Annotated in this window: 20 protein-coding genes and 1 tRNA gene; 1 reads left to right on the forward strand and 20 read right to left on the reverse strand. The window is 34.9% G+C overall.

Going from position 1 to position 19,789, the window contains the following annotated elements:
* Position 1 precedes the first annotated feature (1 nt).
* The 17 genes from I7822_RS07645 to I7822_RS07720 form a co-directional block, all read right to left on the reverse strand.
* A complete protein-coding gene (locus I7822_RS07645; RefSeq protein ID WP_207976624.1) occupies positions 2 to 1,696 on the reverse strand; it encodes a sensor histidine kinase in 1,695 nt (564 codons plus the stop codon).
* Positions 1,697 to 2,591: 895 nt separating this feature from the next.
* Positions 2,592 to 4,310 (reverse strand): ATP-dependent nuclease, encoded by a 1,719-nt coding sequence (locus tag I7822_RS07650; RefSeq protein ID WP_207976626.1) that lies wholly within the window; start codon positions 4,308 to 4,310, stop codon positions 2,592 to 2,594.
* A 227-nt stretch (positions 4,311 to 4,537) separates the two neighbouring features.
* Positions 4,538 to 6,727 carry a DEAD/DEAH box helicase gene (locus I7822_RS07655; protein ID WP_207976628.1) on the reverse strand — a complete coding sequence of 730 codons (2,190 nt, stop codon included), beginning with the start codon at positions 6,725 to 6,727 and terminating at the stop codon, positions 4,538 to 4,540.
* Between the two features lie 5 nt (positions 6,728 to 6,732).
* Positions 6,733 to 8,499 (reverse strand): site-specific DNA-methyltransferase, encoded by a 1,767-nt coding sequence (locus I7822_RS07660; protein ID WP_207976630.1) that lies wholly within the window; start codon positions 8,497 to 8,499, stop codon positions 6,733 to 6,735.
* 147 nt (positions 8,500 to 8,646) lie between these two features.
* Positions 8,647 to 8,901 (reverse strand): hypothetical protein, encoded by a 255-nt coding sequence (locus I7822_RS07665; RefSeq protein WP_207976632.1) that lies wholly within the window; start codon positions 8,899 to 8,901, stop codon positions 8,647 to 8,649.
* A gap of 14 nt (positions 8,902 to 8,915) precedes the next feature.
* Positions 8,916 to 9,236: a hypothetical protein gene (locus tag I7822_RS07670; protein WP_207976634.1), complete on the reverse strand. Its 321-nt coding sequence runs from the start codon at positions 9,234 to 9,236 to the stop codon at positions 8,916 to 8,918.
* A 70-nt stretch (positions 9,237 to 9,306) separates the two neighbouring features.
* Positions 9,307 to 11,316, reverse strand: coding sequence for a phage tail tape measure protein (locus I7822_RS07675; protein ID WP_207976636.1), 2,010 nt, complete (start codon positions 11,314 to 11,316; stop codon positions 9,307 to 9,309).
* A 77-nt stretch (positions 11,317 to 11,393) separates the two neighbouring features.
* Positions 11,394 to 12,050, reverse strand: a complete 657-nt coding sequence (locus tag I7822_RS07680) for an HGGxSTG domain-containing protein (protein ID WP_207976638.1) — start codon at positions 12,048 to 12,050, stop codon at positions 11,394 to 11,396.
* A gap of 17 nt (positions 12,051 to 12,067) precedes the next feature.
* A complete protein-coding gene (locus I7822_RS07685) occupies positions 12,068 to 12,322 on the reverse strand; it encodes a hypothetical protein (protein WP_207976640.1) in 255 nt (84 codons plus the stop codon).
* Between the two features lie 30 nt (positions 12,323 to 12,352).
* Positions 12,353 to 12,562: a hypothetical protein gene (locus I7822_RS07690; RefSeq protein ID WP_207976642.1), complete on the reverse strand. Its 210-nt coding sequence runs from the start codon at positions 12,560 to 12,562 to the stop codon at positions 12,353 to 12,355.
* A gap of 13 nt (positions 12,563 to 12,575) precedes the next feature.
* Positions 12,576 to 12,707: a hypothetical protein gene (locus tag I7822_RS30180; protein ID WP_279381924.1), complete on the reverse strand. Its 132-nt coding sequence runs from the start codon at positions 12,705 to 12,707 to the stop codon at positions 12,576 to 12,578.
* Positions 12,685 to 12,864 (reverse strand): hypothetical protein, encoded by a 180-nt coding sequence (locus I7822_RS07695; RefSeq protein WP_207976643.1) that lies wholly within the window; start codon positions 12,862 to 12,864, stop codon positions 12,685 to 12,687. Before I7822_RS07695 ends, I7822_RS30180 begins: the two co-directional genes overlap by 23 nt.
* Before the next feature lie 22 nt (positions 12,865 to 12,886).
* On the reverse strand, positions 12,887 to 13,714 hold the full coding sequence (locus I7822_RS07700; RefSeq protein ID WP_207976645.1) for a helix-turn-helix transcriptional regulator: 828 nt from the start codon (positions 13,712 to 13,714) through the stop codon (positions 12,887 to 12,889).
* 33 nt (positions 13,715 to 13,747) lie between these two features.
* On the reverse strand, positions 13,748 to 13,900 hold the full coding sequence (locus I7822_RS07705; RefSeq protein ID WP_207976647.1) for a hypothetical protein: 153 nt from the start codon (positions 13,898 to 13,900) through the stop codon (positions 13,748 to 13,750).
* Positions 13,901 to 13,980: 80 nt separating this feature from the next.
* A complete protein-coding gene (locus tag I7822_RS07710; protein ID WP_207976649.1) occupies positions 13,981 to 14,580 on the reverse strand; it encodes a hypothetical protein in 600 nt (199 codons plus the stop codon).
* A gap of 21 nt (positions 14,581 to 14,601) precedes the next feature.
* Positions 14,602 to 14,823 carry a helix-turn-helix domain-containing protein gene (locus tag I7822_RS07715; RefSeq protein WP_207976651.1) on the reverse strand — a complete coding sequence of 74 codons (222 nt, stop codon included), beginning with the start codon at positions 14,821 to 14,823 and terminating at the stop codon, positions 14,602 to 14,604.
* On the reverse strand, positions 14,824 to 15,447 hold the full coding sequence (locus I7822_RS07720; protein WP_207976653.1) for a hypothetical protein: 624 nt from the start codon (positions 15,445 to 15,447) through the stop codon (positions 14,824 to 14,826).
* Positions 15,448 to 17,757: 2,310 nt separating this feature from the next.
* Here I7822_RS07720 and I7822_RS30185 point away from each other — a divergent pair.
* Positions 17,758 to 17,892: a hypothetical protein gene (locus tag I7822_RS30185; RefSeq protein ID WP_279381925.1), complete on the forward strand. Its 135-nt coding sequence runs from the start codon at positions 17,758 to 17,760 to the stop codon at positions 17,890 to 17,892.
* 590 nt (positions 17,893 to 18,482) lie between these two features.
* On the opposite strand, the gene I7822_RS07725 is transcribed toward I7822_RS30185, so the two are convergent.
* From I7822_RS07725 to I7822_RS07735, 3 genes are all read right to left on the reverse strand, one after another.
* On the reverse strand, positions 18,483 to 18,671 hold the full coding sequence (locus I7822_RS07725; RefSeq protein WP_207976655.1) for a hypothetical protein: 189 nt from the start codon (positions 18,669 to 18,671) through the stop codon (positions 18,483 to 18,485).
* A complete protein-coding gene (locus tag I7822_RS07730) occupies positions 18,668 to 19,585 on the reverse strand; it encodes a tyrosine-type recombinase/integrase (protein WP_207976657.1) in 918 nt (305 codons plus the stop codon). The genes I7822_RS07725 and I7822_RS07730 overlap by 4 nt, the downstream gene beginning before the upstream one ends.
* Before the next feature lie 85 nt (positions 19,586 to 19,670).
* Positions 19,671 to 19,743: transfer RNA gene (locus I7822_RS07735), tRNA-Val, on the reverse strand.
* Positions 19,744 to 19,789 lie beyond the last annotated feature (46 nt).

Here is a 19,789-nt window from a genome sequence, read left to right on the forward strand (position 1 = left end):
GTCACTCCCCGTTTCTTATGATAGGTAATTTGACCTCCATAGTCGTTCCTTTATCTACTTCACTTGTAATATTCAATCCATAGTTAATTCCGTAACTAGCCTTTATTCGCTCATGTATACTTTTTAATCCAATATGTTTATCTAGGCTTTCTCCATTTAATATATCTTGTATATAGGATAATCTATCACTTGCTATACCTACACCATTGTCAATGACAGAGATATAAAGTATTTTATTTTCCATTGTTATAGACAAGATGATTTCTCCAAACCCTTCTATATTTGATAAACCGTGAATAAGAGCGTTTTCAATCAACGGTTGTAATAGGAATTTGAGGATTTTCAGATCATCTATTTTTGTTCCAATATCGATAACAAAATTAAAATCTTGATATCGGACTTTTTGAATTTTAACATACTCTTTTATAATAGATAGCTCTTCTTCTAATGAAACAAGCTCATCAGTATTTCTTAAAGAATAGGAAAGAAGGCGAGATAGAGCATCAACTAGTCCCTTAATTTGATTCTGTTTCTTTATCATAGCTATCCATCTAATAGAATTCAAAGTGTTGTATAAAAAATGCGGAGAAAGTTGTCTTTGTAATAGCTTAATCTCGAACTTCCTTTTTAACTTTTCATTCTCTTTCCCTTTTTCCATCAAGTTATATATATCATACATGACGGAGATAAAAAGATCATTCAACTCACAAATTTCTTTTGCACCATTAAACTTAATCATCTTTTCTGGTCTAACACCCTTAATTCCTCGGTTCATATTAATCCTCATTCTTCTTATGGGTACTATTAAATCCATAACTAATATATAGGTTGCTATTAGACCAATTAGAGTACAAATTACAATTAATCCCCTTGAAAAACGACTCATATCACTAATAGACTCATAAAGTTCATCAAAAGAATATTTTGTTACAATACTCCAGTTATTGTACTTCGTTTTGACCATAGACCATTCATCTGTGTCTTCTGTAAAAGGTAATGTTTCCCCTGAAACATGTTGTCCAAGGGAATCTACTACTTCTAACTGAACTTCTGGACCAACTTGATTGATTAAAATATTTTCAAGCCAATTTGAATTAATTACTAAATAAACAATACCAACTGGTTGATATGCATAATTTTTTATAGTCCGTCCCACACGAAAAACTTTGAGTTCTTTTTGATTAATAGTAAAAAAATGAGGGTTAAGCCAGACCGGTGCACCTCTCTTTTCATTAATAACATTCTTGAAAGTTTGTTCACTATCAAAATAATCGTTACGGCTATCATTACCTATAACATACCGACCATCTTTAGTTACAAACACGCATGCCACGATGTCTTTAGTATCTATTTCTCCTACTATCGGTTTAACATAGCTTTCTAGTTTCCGCTGCATTTCAATCTGTTCAAATTTGTTTGTTGGATTTTTAGAAAGTAACTGACTTATTTCTGGAGTAGTTATTAATTTTAAAGTTATATCATCATATTCAGAAATCTGGGTATCAATTTTATCCGCAGTTAAATCAATAATTACTTTTGAATGCTGAGTAATTTCCTCCTTTGAAGCTTGGTTATAACTTTCCGTTAAGATTACTAGTCCAATTACCGATGGTAAAACAATAAGTGGAATATAAATAATAATTAATTTATAGGCAAAACTCCAATTCCTCCATCGTAGCCATACAAATTTTTTCATCATGTCCTCCTTCATAAAGCAAATTGTGGAGTTTTTGTCGTGGTACATCTTCTTTTTACTATCGTAATAACATTTAATCTTTCTTTAGTACTAAAGCTTATATGCTTTTTCTATTTTCAATTAACACTTGGAACTCTAACACTACCTTAAAACTATATAGATAAGGTACAAATTTTTTAACCGAGAATCTTTATTACCTTAGCTGCAACTCTACTTTATCTTTAAGATCAAGTAAATATTTTTATAGATTAACTTTTGTTAATTTATTTTATCACCGTTTTTAGACATAATCATGATAGCGTCAATTATTGCTAACACTTAAAAAGGAAGGTCCTAAAATATCCTTATAAAAATTGTTCAAGTAACATTTGCTATCTATTCTCATTCTCATGTAAGTGCAGAATTACAAAAACAAACTACAAATAGGTTTGAGCAAGATTTTAATATAGACAATGTGCAATTTTCTTCTCAAAAGGATTTGTAGCAATTTACGATCAAAAACAAGAAAAGCCCCAATTCCTCACCTACCAAGGAATTGAAGCTTCTCACTCTGATGATCCGAGAGGGATTCGAACCCCCGACCCCTACCCTGTCAAGGAAAAGGACAAACGCTATATAGTAAAATCACAGTGTTCACACTACTCTAGCAAGCTTTTGCTACTTTCATGGACACTAAACAGTTTTAATTGTGAGATTTTATTGTATAGTGTCCATGCTACCCTTGTCAAGTGGCTCAACCAGAGGGAGCTGTACAGAGGTTAATTGAACCAGTAGAACCATGTCAGAGCTTAGTTGTAAAGTAATTAAATGAGTAAGTAACCCAGCTCATAAAAGATAAATGCAACATAGAGCTTCTGAGCAACACCCTTTGAGTTAGCCAGCTCTTTATTTTATCTTATTGATTAGAAACTACTTTCTCTTCTTCTTCTTTTTTCTTCTTCTCTTCCATTTCTTCATCAGTTTTTTGTTGTATCAATCCAACAAAAAAATCTTCATAATCCTGTTCAGCGTTTACTCTAAGAAAACCAATATCCAAAGTTTTCTCTTCATCTCGGTTTAAAATTTGTTCAAATAAATTCTCTACTATCCTTCTAGGTTTAGCAAACTCATCAGTATCAGATGTTCCATGTAATATTTCATAAATTGTCTGCGTTTTTTTATTATTTGGTACGTCTCCAATATCAATGGCATTTTCAAAGTTTGATATTGAACAGAAAATTCTTATGTTACTATTGTTTCCTTTTTGTTTAAGTATATTTATACAATTCGTTCGTTGAGCTTTTAATGTTTTCGAGGAGTGCTTTGGATGATTGTCCACATCGTGTAAAACATCATAACTTGAGTTAAACTGATTAAGAATTTTCATCAAGGTACAAATTGTAGCTTTACCTCTAGCTCGAATTATGTGTACATTCTCATTCCTTAATTTAGCGAGGTGCTTAAAAGCAATATACTCAGTATCCCCTTCAACAATTATAATTCTATCTGCAAAGAAAAATTCATTCACATAAGAGTCTACATAGTTTAAAATTTTCATATTTTGAATATCATTATCATCAAACTTTTCTCTTTCAGACTTATATAATTGGATTGCTTCTTTTTCACCAACGCGGAAAACTTGAATAGACGTATGGTTCTCATTTAAATCTATAAGTATTGGTGAATGAGTTGAAATCATGAGTGGCATTTTTTCACCAATTTTATATAGGGAGCGACTAAGTGCTCGAACAGCTTCTGGGTGCAAGAAAGCTTCTGGCTCATCAATCAATAACAACTTATTGTCACCCTCACCCATAAGCTTATTTTGAATCATGTTTTGAATGAGGTAAATTAAACTCATTCGTTGTAAGCCAGTACCTTGATTTGCTAGTGGCATTCCAGGTTGCTTATGACTGTCAATATTAACAGTTGAATTTGTCGACTTCAGTATGTCAGCTGAAGAAAAGCCATTACTTTCTCCACCTACTACGTTTAAGGATAAATGTTCGTTAGAAAATAAGGTTCGCAAGTTATCAGAAACATCACCACTTACTTGTTCAAGTAGTCTATCCGTATTTAATTTAAGTTTTCTTAAAAACTCTGGGTACGACTTTTTGAGTTTAGCATACTCTTCTGCTAATTCCTTTTCTTCAGCGTTGCCTTCATTGCCCTCAAGTTTTTCTAAGTTATTTTTAAGTATCTCTGAATATATATTTTGAATTAAACCGTTAATATCATCTGGTAACATAGCTGGGGTTATGTAAAAGGGTTGATTGTTTAAAATTTCATCCAGTTTATCTCTCAGTACGTGACTAGCTTTAATTTCATCACCACTTTCATCATAAAATTTAGGAGCAGTACCCTCGGTATATTTCTTTATAATGGTGATTTTATCTTCACCAGACTCAAATTCAGCTTTTAGTACAATTTCCTTGTTCGCTTCCGAGAAGCAATCATTAGAAATAGCATTTGTTTTAGACGCTTTTTGAAAGAAACAGTTGATAGCTTCTAATATAGTAGATTTACCTGTATTATTTCTTCCAGTTAAAATAGCAATTGAATCTTTAGAAAAATCAATGGTAAACGTATCTTTAAAAACCTTATAATTGGTAACACTAAAATTTGTTAATCTCACCAAACATTCCCCCTAAGTATTTTAGTCTATATTTTACCATATATATCCTACTTTTTGGGTGTTTGTTATTCCGAAATACGACTTATTTCTTGTAAATTCTGCAAAAAATATTTATTGAGCAAGCTCCTCAGTTGAAAACAAAATAGGGTTAAGCCAAAAAAAGTGACCATAAAAAAAGAGAGCCAATGAATGACTCTCAACCAAATCTAAATATATCCTTGTGAGGTTTACAAAACGTCTTCTAACAATTGCCATTCGTCACTAGAAATATCGTCATTATAGTTATTCATACAAATAAACAACTCATTATTGCTTTTATCTTTCCTTACGAATCCACCCTTTAAGTTATACTTATTCAAGTATCTTTTTAGGACTTCAAACTTTTTAGGGGAAAATTTATCTATATCCTCACTGGCTCCACTTCTGTTAAATCCACCTTTGGTTTCAATAATCCAAATTTGTCCACCTTTTGAGAGAATATAGTCAGGATAGAATGACCTATGTGTTCCCGAATTATCTTGGTAGACAATAGATAAATATTCATTTCCTTTATCCCCGTTTTTATAAATCCAATCAATGTTATCAGACTCATTGCAATACTTCTCAAAAGATTTCTCTGAATCTGAACGAACCTCAGCAGAAGAAAGATACCCCTTATACACATTACTTTCATATTCCCTTTGTACTCGGTTTTTTGCATTATAAGTGAATAAAAATTCTTGGGGAATACGAAATTCTTTTTTAGCTATGACTGGTAAAGGAAGAATTGTCTGGTATGTAGGACTTGACATAGCCAAACGAAAATCTTCTTTTAATTTATTAAAATTGTTTATCACAAAAGCGTAAACTTCTCTCGTATCTAAACGTAATACTTTTTGGTCATAACGAACATTTTTGTCAAACAAACGTCTTATAATTGTATTCATTTGCTCGTAAGGTAAGCTCAACTTTACACCCAAAGTACTTACTCGATTATGGTACTCTCGTCCATGTCTATGGGTGTTTAAAGGTTCAACCATATCAACACTTTTAAGATTTTCAAATTCTTGCATAGTTAAAGTATGTACTTCTCCTGTAAATGTCTTCTTAACGACTTTATCAGAAAAGATATACCCCTTTGTTTTCATACGAGTCTCATTTTCTACTGTTCTTGTTGAAGTTCCATATTCTTTTTCGTAATACAGTACCATTGTCTTCAATGATAGTGTTGCGTCTTTAGATAATCCAATTACTGATTTTTGCTCACTTGTCAGAGTGATTTCCCTATGTTCTTTCTTCAAGAATAATTTAATTGCTTCTAATGCACCCTTTCCAAGATGCAATTTAACACCTTCTGTAAATTTTTCGTCGAAAGTATATAAATAACAAGAATCCAACAAGTCGTTTTCATAGTGCTTTAATTCTGGCATACGTCTAATTCGACCAATTGTTTGTATTTCAAAAGTTTCACCAGTGTTTTCTCTAAGTTTTACAAGTATCTGTGCTCTCGGACAATCCCAGCCAGTTGCAATAGCTTGTTTTATAATAATAACAATTGGAGTTGCGTTCAGTTCCTCAATTTCTTCAAGGTTTTGTTTTTTATCACTCAACCACACTGCTAATAAACCATTTTCATAAGTAACGTCCTTGGTTGCTAAATAACGCTCAACCTCGTCTTGCATAACATCACTGTTATTTGGGAGTTGTACGACAATTAATGGGTTGGCAATTGATTTTCTTTCTTCATAAGCCAACTTTAATTCATTCTGTTTATCTAATGCTCTATCAAGAAGGTAACTAATAGGACTTTCCACTTCAATTGCTTGTCCAAAACCCTCATTAATAACTAACATTTTTTTTATAAGACCCTCTGCAATAACGTCTTCCTCTGGTACTTCAATTAAAGTTGCATTAGCATAGTTTTTAGGAGTGGCAGAAGTTCGTATAATCTTTTTTGGTTTAAAAAGTTCAATAATGTCACTTGCTCTAACAGTATCATTTTGGTGTGATTCATCCACTATGATAATAAATTCAAGTCCTTTGTTATGAGCATTAATAATATGCTCTTGGAAGTTTAACTTTTCACTTTCTTTTAAAGCATTATTACCTTTCTTAGTCAGTTTCTCCCAATTTATAAAACAAGCGTCATTCTCTTCAAAACCATCTGTCATAACATCTGATAATAACTTAGTTGAACTGTTATGGATATACTTGTCCATTTTTGCTTTACTCTGTTCTTCAAGGTCTCCCTTACCTGGAGTCAGCCAAATAAAGACATTACCAAAATGACCTTTCCCACATTCGTCCATAAAATGAGTAAGAATAATTGTTTTCCCTGAACCAGTTGGACTTTTAAAAATAACTTCCTTGTTACTTTCATTTAAACTTTCCATTAAACTCCCGATAGCTTTTAGTTGGAATTCTGCTAACTGAAACAATCGACTTACCCCCTAGACTCTTTGTAATAATAATCTGGAATAACATGGACTTTAATACTGTACTTTCTAAGTACGTCTTCTTGCTCACCATTTGCAAGAACGTCATGTCCAAGGTAAACAGTCTTACATTCTTTTCGTTGTTCTATGTTGTTAGTAAATTCCTCTAATTCTTCATCTGTTAAAATAATTGCAATCTTTTTATTTTCATTGAAATTAATAGCATGTTCCAACTCAACAAGCTCACGAACATATTTAAGAAGTTCATCTGCATATTCGTAGTACAGTTTTTCAGTAATAGGAACAAAATCAATTTTGAAATATTTTAGACTAGCTTGGTTGTTTAATTCTCCACTTTCTATTACTCGTTTAATTCTTTCATAAGTAATATCTCTACATATGTTGTTCTGATTATTCGTTACGAGGATAAATTTGCGATTACCGTTATCTTCTGAATTTAACTCAAGAATTGCTTGTGCAGTTGTACCTGACCCTGCAAAAAAGTCTAATATTGTGCAATCTTTGTTATCATAAGTAATTGAATCTATTAACATTTTCATTAGTGAATTTGATTTTGGATAAGCAAAAACACTTTTCTTCCCAAAATATTTTTCTAACTCAATTCCTCCATCACTCTTAGTGCTGATAATTGAGCGTAATAACATTCTATCAACATCTTTAAGCAACTTAACTGCACTTGGTTGCATATTTTCATCTTTAGAGAACCATATCTCACCACAAATATAACTTCCGTCGTGACGTTCAATTATGTTGTCGTAATCGAGCTTACCTCTAAAGGTGTCCTCGCTCCAACGCCAACCTCTTTCTGGAATTTTAACTGGCTTTTTAGTAATGGGGTGAAGTACTTCATATCTCGGTCCAAATGTATTTGCATTTGGCCAACTTAAATTTATTTTTCCCCAAACTTCATAATCTTCATTTACAGCATTATATAGTGTAATTCCTCTATCATATGAATTCTTTTTGTATAGTTGTTTTAGCTTTGTTTCAGTTTCTTTAATTGACAACTTTTTCTTCTTACAATCAGCCACTAAAGAGTGAATTTCTTCTAAACCATCTTTTGCCATCATAAATTTATATTTAAATAAATCATTTTTAGCATATAGAAGAATATATTCATGAATGTTTCCAATCCCTTTATCATTTTTAGGGACTCTTTTATTCCAAACCAAACATTCAATAAAATTTCGTTCACCAAATATTTCGTCACATAATACCTTTAACTGTGCAAATTCATTTTCATCTACACTAATAAAAATAACACCCTTATCAGAGAGAACACTTTTGGCAAGAACTAGTCTTTTCTCCATAAAGGATAGCCATTTTGAATGTCTGAATGAATCATTTCCATCTACTTTTTTATCAGAATAAGTAAAACCTTCTTTTAAGGTGTTATAAGGAGGGTCAATATAGATTAAATCAATTTTTTCTTTATGTGTTTTTGTTAATATCTCTAATGCAGCGAAATTATCCCCTTCGATTAAAAAGTTCATATCTCCCCCATTATTTATAAACAAATCCTTCTCTTCACAAATAACAGGTACATTTTCTTCTAATTTTTCATCAATATCTTCTTTGTGTTCCTCAAAAACAAGACCAAATTTTTTACCATTTATGTCTTTTTGAATCTCACCTAAATAGCTTAATAATCGTCTTGCGTTTTCGTCATTTGAATTATCTTCAACAAATGTTTTAATTTGATTGATTTTCTCTAGTAAATCTTCTCTTTTTTGTTTTGATATATTTGTGCTCATTTATTCTTGTAACACCGCTTCCTACTCTATTAATTATCAATCCTCCTTCTATTTTACTATAAACCATAGTGTTTTTTTGATATTTCTTTTACATGCAATTCCAATTTTTTCATTAAAGAGTATAAAAAAAGAGCTACCTCAACAGCTTTAGCTGGGAAGTAACCCTTTCTTTGTATATCTTCTATATTCCAATTCTGACAGTCTTATCATGCGAGTATCAACAACCGTTAAGCCATTTCGCTCAAATATTGGAGCTTGAGTCTCTTTAACTTCATCAAGAATAGCTTCATCAGTTGGGTTGTCATTCTTCTCAGCTGGAACCATTGTGTCACAAACAAAAGTGAACACTTCTCCCTCGAATAAGTAATCAGTTTCAAATACTAAATATAATCCTTCTCCCATCTTTAACCCCTCCGTTATATTACTTTACTAGCTTTAACAGCTCTACTTCTTTTTGAAATACCATTAGAACCAAAGTATTTTTCATTAGATGGTAAGCTTACATTATTAGCACCAACTAGAATGAATGAAACAGTATTTTCATTTGTCGTGTTATCATCTTTCTTATTCTTTCTAAAATAAAAAATAGCTTTATCGTAACCTTTGAATTTATCAATATTGTTATTTAAAATATCATGAGCAATAGCTTTTTTATCAACTTCATCTGGGTTATCTATATCAGCAAAAACTATCATCTTAGAAACAAACTCCATAAATTCAACCTTTTTAATTTCCACTATTGAACCAGCTCCTTTTGTATTTTAAAAAGAATAAAAAAGAGAGGGAGTGAACCCTCTCAGTTTATCCTTATCGCTTACGAATTGACTGACGTAAACCTTTGAACAAGTCATTCTCAACAACAGTTGTAGCAATCTCCTTCTTAGCAACTAGAATAGACTCCTTACCACCATTACCCTCAACAGAGACAGTACCAACAATCTCATGAGTAACAACCATAGAGTTTCTACCTCCAGAGAATCTCTCAAGTCCAATATTAGCTTTAGCTGGAGCTTGGAGAGTTTCATGAAGCTCACTCATTCCTCTCTCAGCCATTTTAAGCATTGAAGGAAGGCTCTTCATCATACCTCCAGCAAACGTAGGGAAGAAGCTTGCTCCAGACTTATCAAGGTCACTTAAAGCACCTTTTTTAGCTGGTGAGAACGGTAAGAATTGACGTATCTTTTCCATACCTTTTTCAACAGCGTCTTTTGCTGACTTGAACCCTTTAGTAATACCTTTTGTGAAGGCTTCTAAAAGACCTTTACCAGAGTCAACCATATCAGTGAACCAGTCTTTAATACCAGAAATAATATCGCTAACTCCATCAGTAACAGCGTCAAGAGCTTTACTCATTACCTCTTTAACTTTGTCACGGAATTTATTTCTTAGCTCAACAGCTTTAGCTACCATATCGCTTACCCAGTTGGCAATAGCAGTAATAATATTACCTACTCCAGTCTTGATAGCGTTCCAAGCTTTGCTAGCAAGCTCTTTGACTTTCTCAATCATTTTGTCTTTCATTTCAGTGGCTTTAGCAATAATATTAGTAACAGCTTCACCTATCTTAGCTTTAATCTTATCCCACATTTCTTTCATCTTTGCCCACAGCTCAAGAGCTTTAGCTTTGATAACATCCCAGTTCTGCCATAAAAGAATACCAATAGCAATAAGAGCTATAACAGCAGCGACTACAAGACCAACAGGGTTAGCCATCATAGCCAAGTTAAGACCAATCTGAGCTGTCCTTACGGTTTGAATAACCGTCTTAAGTGTCCTAAAGATACTAATAGCTGTCTGTACAGTTGAGACAATAGCCATAGTAGCTTTAAAAGCTACAAAAGCAACTCCAAGAGCTACCACAGTAGTTTTCACTTCTTCAAGGTTATCTTTAACCCATTGACCAGCGTCTTTAATCTTATTGAGAGAATCCTCAACAGCTGGGGAGTTGTTAAGCCACTCAGAGAATGACTGAGCCATATCTAAGACAGCTGAACCCATTGGAGCTAGAGCTTCAACAACATCACCAACAAAGCCAGCAATATTTTTAATGGTGTTAATAACCTTTGGAGCGTTCTCCTTGGCATACTCAATAAAGTCTTGGAACCCTTTTGAGTTAGCTAAACTTTCTGCCCACTTACGGAAGCTCTCAGTCATTTTAACTAAGCCACCATTCATATCCTCACTTAGAGGAGCGAACGCTTTGAGAATCTCCATGAATCCTACAAACATATTTCCAGCACTCGTGAGAATAGCTTGTAAGTTAGCTCCAGCGGTAGTATTAAAATAGTCAAAGAAACTCTTCACTTGGTCAGTCTTGAAAGAGCCATTAAGCTTCTCCATAAACCCTCCAAGTACATTTCCTACTGACTCAATAGCTGGCTTTAGAGCGTTCATAGTATTTTGAACGAGCTTCATACCTTCTCCAAAAACCTTAAACACTGGCTTTTCAAACTCAGTAGTAAATCCACTCCACCAAGTTTTAAAGCTCTGTAAATCCTTATATGCTTTTTGACCTTCATCTGATAAGTTTTGGAATGTCTTATCAGTTGCTTCAAAAACGTCATTAAGTGCTCCAGTAGCAACAGCTCCAAAAGCGACAGCTCCAACTCCAGCTGAAGCGAATGAAGAAGCCAAAGCACCAACACCAGCCACCGCTGGAGCCATACCAGCAATGGAACCACTAACACCAGCTAAAGCACCAGCTATTTTAGTACCTTGTTTACCAAGGGAGTCTAACGACTTGCTTACTCTATCAATGTCTTTAGAAGCATTATCACGAGCATTAATAATAATATCTACTAAATTATTACTAGCCATTTTTTTAGTTCACCTCTTTTTATTTCAACTCAAATAGACTCACCCTTTACGAGTGAGCCTTGAGAGCTGTAAGCTTTTTAGTTAATTTCTTTTCTTGGTTCTCCACCGAGTAAAGTAGCAATGTCAATTTTCTCAACATTGTCTTTATTCTCTTTGGAATCCTTGAAACGCTTATTTAAACCAAGCGACTCAGCAAAGCGAAGCATTTTCATTTCAACGTCATTGTATTCTCTTGACTCCCTCAAGAAGTCTATTGAGTCAAGTCGTAAAGCTTTAATCTGGTTCATAATATATCTATCAAGTAAACCAAGGTTAATAGGGTCTACCTCGAAGTTATCACAAAACCAATTTACAATATAATTGTATAAGCCAACTTCTTCTTGAGTCAGCATACTCTTGAAATCTTTGGAGTAAACTCCATGAATTAAATTAGCTTTTGGCTCTAAATTTGCCATTTGCTTCAACCTCCCTTCTTCAGTAGTTGCTCCAGTGCTTTTGCCACCGTGAAACTGACAGCGACCATTAGTAGAACCATCATCTTTAATGAATGGCTCTCTCAAGCAAATCTTGCCAGTATTCTTCATAGCTCCACAAATAGTAGCTTCTTTCTTTAATCCCCTTTTAAGCTCCAGAAGCTTCTCCTCTTTTTGCTCTTCCTTAGCTAGTTCAGCGTCAAGAATAAGCTTTTGAGTCTCTTCTGGGAGCTTTGGGAATCTACCTCTTTTATTTGCCACCTTCCTTCACCTCTTTTTTATTTATCGTCTCCAAGGTCTGTACCGTGCTTCTTACAAAAGTCAGCGTAAAACTCCTCGAAGGTTTTACCTTCATGAAACTTCTCTTCTTTTGGCTCCTCAGTTACTTTCTTATCTTCAGCTTTGAGCCAGCTATTTTCTGGAAGGTTCTCAGCTTTCAAGCTTTCTCTAAAAGCTCTTTTCTTTTCATATCTTTCAAAAGCTCTATCATATATAGCGTCAAAACTATAATCTTTCTTCTCATTCTTTTTCATTTCTTTTCCACCTCATTAGTTTATTTTGGGTTATACTATTAGTAAGCCTTGAGCTTGAAACTCCTCTTGTAACTCGCAAAGTTTCTCAAAGGAGTACAGCTCAATAAAGCTTCTCTCGAAGCGTTCTAAATTTTCCATAGCGTGAGCAAGTAAGCGAGTTAATCCAGTCTCTTGGTACAGCTCACTAGCTTTCTCATACTCTACTAATAAGCTTTTATAGTTATTTCTAATATTGACCAATAAGCTCACCTCTTTATTTATTCCTTTTTTCTAGCTCCTTATGGAGTCTGTCTAGCTCTTCTTTAGAGTAGCCATTAGAAGAACCTCCACTAGTTTCTTTTTTAGCTGTCTCGTGAATAATCTCAAGCTCCTTCTTTGAGTACATTTCCTTCACCTCTCATTTTATTTTTAGCTTTGCTCTTGAGCCTTTTAATTTCCTCGTGAGCGTCACTTAATTTCTCTTCTAATCTTTCGTTGTCCTTAATAGCTATCCATAAGCCAAAACCTACAACGGTAACAACACCAAGTAAAACTGTCATCATTTGCAATCTCCCCTTTTTATTATTACCAAGCCATTTTCTCGGTTTTATTTAACTCATTGCTAATAATTTGAGTAATATCTTCAACAGTTACTTTTTTACGATGTCTACTTACTAGCTCTGGAGAAAGTACAACAGCTGTACGACAAGTTTTAATACCTACTAGAACACCTTTTTTCATCATGCTAGGAACCAACCTTTTAATATTTCTCAAGCTAATCCCAGTTTTCTCAGCTAACTCTTCTCTATCCCAGAGCTTTATTTTAGAAAGGTCTAGCTCATAAGGGTTATCTGAAAGAACGTAAGCTCTTGAGTTAAAGTAAGGAAGCATGAAGAATAATAAGCCAGCTTCTTGAACCGTTAAGACTTTGAGAGCGTCTCTTAATCTAGCAACAAAGACCTTTGTAAAAAAACCTTCTCCAGCTTGCTCTCCTCGTGTAGCTAACATAGTATTGACAGCGTATATATTCTTTCTCCCTTCCCTCTGAGTTAGAATATACCCATAAGCTTCAAGCTCGCTTAAAATCCTCTTGAGCGTGCTCTCAGACTTCTTAAAAAGCTTTGCTAGTTCTTTTACTCCAAGTCTTTTACCATTGTGAATAAGTAAACCAGAATCACCTAGCTCCATGTAAGCGAACATTGAAAGCATTATTCCAGCTTGCTCTAGTGTCAAAGTATTAAACACTTGTGAACACTCCTTATCGGAAACACTTGTAAAGTGCTTTTTGTTATCGTCTCTACTTTTAATCATTTTCACATAAGCTTTATCTGAGCTGACTCTCTCTGGAGTTTTAACGCTCCCTCCAGCTTCAACCCATTCCCTAACAGTTAAATCTAATTGCTCCTCTCTCATGTCTCAATCTCTCCCAGCTGTCTCACAGCTATTTTATTTACTAATCAGCTTTTTTCTTTTCATTTCTATCAGTGCCAGCTTTTGCTTAAATAAGAAATCGTGTATCTCAGCGTCTCTTTTTAGTTCTCTTATTTTAAATTCAAACTCAATTTCTCGAATACTTTTAACAGCTCCCTTCCTTTTCATTTTGGAAACACCACCATTTAATATTTTTTTAAATTAAATAAGAGGAGCAATTAAGCTCCTCAGTCTCACCTCAGTCATACTTATTGACCTATAAATTCATTTATTTTCTTAATAAGCTCCTCAAGTTCAGCGTCTACTCTTGAGGTAGCTTCATTTTTCTTGCTATCCCATAGCTCTGAGTAAGGAGCGTGCTCTGGGTTCTTAGGGTCAAAGTGGTTGCCACCAGTAACACCAGCGTCATTGTAAAGCTCTCTAGGTCTACCAGCTGAAGAATTACCAATACCTTGCTTTTGAAGTGCATAGTAAAGAGTGTCATTTCTAAACTTCTCTAGCTTTTTAGCTCGGTAAATTCTTTCAAAGCCTTCAACGTCACGCTCAGCCATTTCATTTAACTCTTGCTTTCTCTTTTCTGAGTTAAGCTTTGCTAACTCTTCTCCAACAGCTTGAAGCTTTTTATTTAATCCTTCTAGTTCCTTTTGGAACCCTTGAATAGCTGACTCATATTTATCAACCTTTTTCTTAATTGAAGCTGTACCCTCAACCATGTACTCAACTTTAGCCATATTTAAAGCGTTGCTTACTTGTGAAATCTTACCTTGAACCTCTTGAGCTTGAGCTTGTAAAGAATCACGCTCACCAGTTAATTTCTCCATATCAGTTGTCTTTTTGAATAAATTCATAATCAATCTCCTCCAGTAGTTTTATTTTTGGTTTTTATTTACTTCAACACTTATTAAGTTAGCTGGGTCTGTCTCTCCAAGAGCACTAGCTAATTTATTAAGCGTGTTAATCGTAATAGCTTTTGTTGAGCGAATCTTGCTCAAGTTTCCTTTATCAATTCCAGCAAGGTCAGCTAACTGAGTTAGCGTCATCCCTCGTCTTTCGAGAATCTTATCAATGTCAACGTAAAAGGTAACAGCCAATCACTCCACCTCCCAGTATTTTTTATTTTGAATAGCTATTTCTTCACTGTCTTTTAAGAAGTTAATATATTGAGTCAAGCTCATTTCATTTACTTGAGCTAGAAATCTTAGTGTCTTGTAAAGTTGCTCCTCGTTAATTAAGCCATTAGAACGCTCACTCTTAATAAACTCGAATAAGCTCATATCTCTTTTGGCTTGGTTGACTTTCTCGCTCACTAGAATAATATTTCCAGCTGTGCTACCAAGCCAGCCTTTAGAGAGTGCTTGAACGTGGTCACACTGTAAGTTAGCGACCTCACCAGAAATCATACAGCGACTTTCAGCGACTTCTTTAAGTCTCTTGTAGTCACCCTCTGAGAAAGTATCTGGTAAACCAAGAACCCTCGCTCTTTCATTTTGCTTGTAAGTGGTTCTCTTATCTTTGTTAGCTCTTATATAAGCTCTCTGAGCGTCTCTGTGACAACTCTCACAGTCAGCTCTTGTATATCCTTGAGTGTACTTTGGAAAGTCCTCAATCAGCTTAACGTGTTGGCACGTTCTACAAACCTTTTGAACGACCTCACCAACTTTATTTACTAAGCTAATTTGTCTAGTTCTTTTTGTCTCTTGAATTTGTAACATCATTTTGTATCTCCTCCATAAGTTGTAAATTTTCACAACCATTCTCCAATAAAAATAAGCTAGCTCGTCAGCTAACTCATAAAATAAAACTTATTGGAGAGTACATGATTGATTGAGTTACTTGGTGCTCCATTTAAGGAACATGATATAAAATAGAGTAGACTCAAGGAGTCGCTCGCTAGGGGTTAGGTCATTGCAACCCTCTTATAGAATCTACTCAACAGTGGTGCTCCAAAGGAGGGAGCATGATAAAAAGTGGGAAGGGTGAACTTCCCGAAAATAAAGGATTTAAACAAGCGATAAGTTAGAAATAGCATAGTCGGCTCCCTCAAGAGGAGTTACCTCAGAAGGAACATAATAAAAAGTGAAGCTTTTGTGAGAGAGCTTCAAACTCCCTATCTCGTTTGTGTTGAAACAAAGAGATAACTAAGAAAATAAAAGAAATGGAAGTAAAGCAATTGAGTTAGAGAAATTGAGAGAAAGAAAGAAAGAAGAGTAAAATACTTTTACTACCTCTTATTTACCCCTTCACTACTCTTAACACCAAAAGCGTTTATTTACTTCCATTTATTAGGAGAAATATAGGGTATATTTAAAAAGTAATTTTTACCAGTTGAATATTGACTAAACAGAGCACCTTTTGAGTAGCTGGCTCAAGAAGCTCACTTTTGCATTTTGTCCTTCAAACTTCCGATATTCTTTAAGGGAACGCTCAAAAGTTGTACGTGAAATGAGCGGTATTAGCTCATTTTGTCCGTGAGACGAGCGGTATTAAAACAGCCTTCACGCTTACTCTCTCTAAGGCTCAACCCACTTTTACTCTGGAAGTTATATCTTTATTCTTGACTATCTCACTCGACCTTTTGAGCTATACCTTTTAATTCCGTAAAATAGTCAGTGCCAAATATGACCTAGTTAGAGCTAGTTGAGTGCCAAATATGACCTAGTTAAAAAGTGGCTCTATCCCTTGCTACTCTAAGGCTCAACCCTATTTTATGCTGTTCTATCTTCTTATATCTTAGAGTAAGCTGGCTCCAAGGTTCTTTAAAAAGGTGAAGCTCGAAGAGCGTAAATATTTAGGGAGCTGTCTCAAGGAACCATTTTTATTTACTTACTTCTTTTTCTAAAAATAAATATGAGGTGTCCTCTTTAGTTGAAGCTAATAGGGGAGCTATATATAATTCTTTAAAATAAAAATAAGCTTCCTCAATAGGTAATACTAATAAGGGAGCTATGTATTATTTTTATTAAAATATATATGAGGTGCTCTAGTTAGTTTAATTTATTAGCTTTACTGAGCTAGCTCAAACTGTCTGTATTACTCTTAACACTAAGTGCGTTTATTTGTATTGACTTTTTAGTAAAAATGTGTGTTGATACCTTATGAGGTAGCATGAAAGGTAAGTGCTGGAAGGTAAAACTCTCTGAGGTGGCTCAATAGCTGGCTTTTAGTTTTACTCATTAGTGGATTATTGGTAATTAAATTAGTAGATTATTGGAAGAGTTGGCTCCTCAGTGGGAGCTAAAAAGTTTACTGGAAAAATATTTTATAAAAAAATTATGAGGTGCTTTAAAAAGTACCCCCTCCCTAGTGTAGCTGGGTGGTAGGGTCTTGAGGTAGAAGCTCTCCAGCGTACTAATGAGTGTACTAATGAGCTGGTAATAACTAACAAAAGTTTTTTCTAATTTTATAGTTTCTAAAAATGTCTAGTAGCGTAGCAAAAACACCCCCCTAGCCTTGTAATTTTTGAGCTATTTGACAGAATCTCCTCCGTGTGTTACGTTTGAGAGTTTCTCCCCTTATGAGTCAAACCCCCTGAGAAGCTCCTCAGAAGCCTTCTAAGCGTTTTTGTTATAAAGTAATACAAGACACCATGATATATATACAAGCACCTTAGAAGGGAAGCTATGAGGTCTCAGTTATATGTAAAGTCTTACGATGTAGCATACTCAAGGGTAAGCTCATTAGTGTACTCACCAGTGTAGCTCCTTAGCTGTACTCTCCAGCGTACTGACAGACACCTTATGAGGTAGCCACTATATAGCACCCTCCTCAGCGTACTTGACCACTTCCCTATAAAGAAAGTGCTCTCTAAAATCCCTCTATATCAAGCTTTGTAGGAAGCACCCTCAGAAAGCACCCTTTTATGCACTATTTATACATACCTTTTGCATGAATATTAGCTCCCTCAGAGGTACGCTTTTAAGCACTTATTAGTACATTAGTGAGACAGCCACTATATAGCGTACTTACCAGCGTTAATACCATGTTACTACTTTGGTCATACTACCCTAGAAGGGAGCTAAAGAAGCATGACAAGAGAGCAAGCTCTGGAGGTAATTGGAGAGCTGGTACTTAATCAAGTGTTAAAAGATAAAGAGTATAGTGAGGGAGAAATACTCTCTCTGGTTGATAAGTTTGTTAATGACCTATATGACACACTCTGAGAGAAACTCAGGAGCCACTAGAGGGATTATACTAGCTTGGTAGTACCTACATAGCCACATCATAGATAGCTTGTGAGAGAGCTACTGCGAGCCTTCTGCGAGGTTGCTTGTGAGTTGTACTAGAGAGCTTACTCTGGAACGTACTCAAAGGGAAACTAATGAGCTGGTAAGTGTTGTAAATAGTTCTGAGTGAGTATTACTGAAAAAGCACTGTATCGAGGGAAGGGTTTTAAATTATTAGCTACCTCATTAGTAAGCTCGTTAGTACACTCTGGAGTCAAGCTAGAGAGTACAACTCCCTCATACCCATCAAACAGTATGCTATACAAGCTATTACTACACCAGCTAGCTCACCAGCATACACTCACCAGACTGAAGCTATTTGTTTACCTTCTTTTTGCTATCTCAATATTATTTTCTTCCTTATATTTTTTATCTATACCTTGAGAGACTCATCTACTTAGACTCACCAACTAAGGAAGCTATTTTGCATTTATTATGGCTTCCTCTTGTCTCATTTTAAGACGATAACATAAGAGAGCTTCCCTCAAAAGGGTAAACAAAAAAAGGAACCAGCGTTAGCCAGCTCCTTAGTTTTCATTTTGCTTATAAGTAATAAATGGAGGTAGCTTATCTCCATCAAGTAAAGCTTCCAGTCTTTTAAATGTTATAGGTTGCTTCTCTGAGGAGACTGAAAGGAGAACCTCAATACTTTCAATTTTAACAATAATTCTATTCTTGCTTTTCCAGACTTGAATTGGAGAATGAAAGTTTATCATAATAAATCTCTTAAAGGATTTGCTTCATCTAGAGACTCTTTCAATTCATGTGCAAAGTATCCAATATATTTCCTCGTAACATCTATCTTAGAGTGTCTAGCTAAGAGCTGAGCTTCTCTGAGGTTCAATCCGTTTTTCAATACTCCTTTAATGAAGTAATTTCTAAGTGTATGAGGTGAAAAATACCCCTCAATTCCTACACTGGTTCTCAACCTCTTAAATACGTTTTGTACGGAATCTGGTTTCAATGTAGCTCCCTCTTTGGTAGTAAAGACTGATGGAGGTAGTTTACCTAGTTGACTCTGGAGCCACTCTTGGTAGTCTAGCATTTCCTCCTTGAGTTGGTCTGAGAGCGGTACTGATTGAGTCTTTCTACTCTTACTGGTTTTTATCATAATAAGAGAGCTTTCATAATCAATATCATTCCACTTCAAGGAGCAAAGCTCTGAGAGTCTCATACCAGTACCAGCTAAGAACACTATTAAAGTATAGTTACGTCTTGCACTGAAGGAGTGCTCTCTTCTGTGTTGCCTTCTAAGGTGTCTGAGTACGTCTTTCAAGTCCTTATCGACTAGAATCTTTGGAGAATCTTCCTCACGAACCATCTTAGCTCCTTTGGTAAATGGCTCCTCAAGGAGTTGCTCCTCAACCATCCAATTAGCAAATGCTCTCATAAGCTTGAGTTTGGTATTAACTGTCTTTGGCTTATTCTTCTTCTCTTCGATACAGTGAAAAAGAAACGCTTTGGAGTTACGACCATTTAATTGGTCTATCCTTTCAAGACCTTCTTGAGCAAGCCAAGGGTTCCAGACCTTAAAGAAGTTGACGTAAGCTTGAAGCGAATTAGCGGTAAGACCTTGGTATTTCCTCTCGGACATAAATTCTTTTTGAATCATAACAATGTTTACTGACATAACAAAAAACCTCCTCAAATGGTTTCACTGTGAAGTGTCCAATTAAGAAGGCTTCTGCTGGTCAAGTGTAGGACTCAACCTTTAATGGTCTGTAACGGACTCGAACCGCTGACCCCTTGCTTGTCGAGCAAATGCTCTACCAACTGAGCTAACAGACCATGCTAAGTAGTTTTACTGTGATATTTTTACTGAACCCGAACGACC

It is taken from the genome of Metabacillus bambusae, from assembly GCF_017497975.1.
Taxonomy (GTDB): Bacteria; Bacillota; Bacilli; order Bacillales; family Bacillaceae; genus Metabacillus; species Metabacillus bambusae.

Coding starts and splice junctions, on each gene's coding strand:
- I7822_RS30180 (WP_279381924.1), bottom strand. CDS start 12,707: ATGTACTCAAAGAAGGAGCTTGAGATTATTCACGAGACAGCTAAAAAA.
- I7822_RS07725 (WP_207976655.1), bottom strand. CDS start 18,671: ATGATAAACTTTCATTCTCCAATTCAAGTCTGGAAAAGCAAGAATAGA.
- I7822_RS07700 (WP_207976645.1), bottom strand. CDS start 13,714: ATGAGAGAGGAGCAATTAGATTTAACTGTTAGGGAATGGGTTGAAGCT.
- I7822_RS07730 (WP_207976657.1), bottom strand. CDS start 19,585: ATGTCAGTAAACATTGTTATGATTCAAAAAGAATTTATGTCCGAGAGG.
- I7822_RS30185 (WP_279381925.1), top strand. CDS start 17,758: ATGACAAGAGAGCAAGCTCTGGAGGTAATTGGAGAGCTGGTACTTAAT.
- I7822_RS07660 (WP_207976630.1), bottom strand. CDS start 8,499: ATGAGCACAAATATATCAAAACAAAAAAGAGAAGATTTACTAGAGAAA.
- I7822_RS07705 (WP_207976647.1), bottom strand. CDS start 13,900: ATGAAAAGGAAGGGAGCTGTTAAAAGTATTCGAGAAATTGAGTTTGAA.
- I7822_RS07685 (WP_207976640.1), bottom strand. CDS start 12,322: ATGAAAAAGAATGAGAAGAAAGATTATAGTTTTGACGCTATATATGAT.
- I7822_RS07665 (WP_207976632.1), bottom strand. CDS start 8,901: ATGGGAGAAGGATTATATTTAGTATTTGAAACTGATTACTTATTCGAG.
- I7822_RS07675 (WP_207976636.1), bottom strand. CDS start 11,316: ATGGCTAGTAATAATTTAGTAGATATTATTATTAATGCTCGTGATAAT.
- I7822_RS07720 (WP_207976653.1), bottom strand. CDS start 15,447: ATGATGTTACAAATTCAAGAGACAAAAAGAACTAGACAAATTAGCTTA.
- I7822_RS07645 (WP_207976624.1), bottom strand. CDS start 1,696: ATGAAAAAATTTGTATGGCTACGATGGAGGAATTGGAGTTTTGCCTAT.
- I7822_RS07695 (WP_207976643.1), bottom strand. CDS start 12,864: ATGATGACAGTTTTACTTGGTGTTGTTACCGTTGTAGGTTTTGGCTTA.
- I7822_RS07710 (WP_207976649.1), bottom strand. CDS start 14,580: ATGAATTTATTCAAAAAGACAACTGATATGGAGAAATTAACTGGTGAG.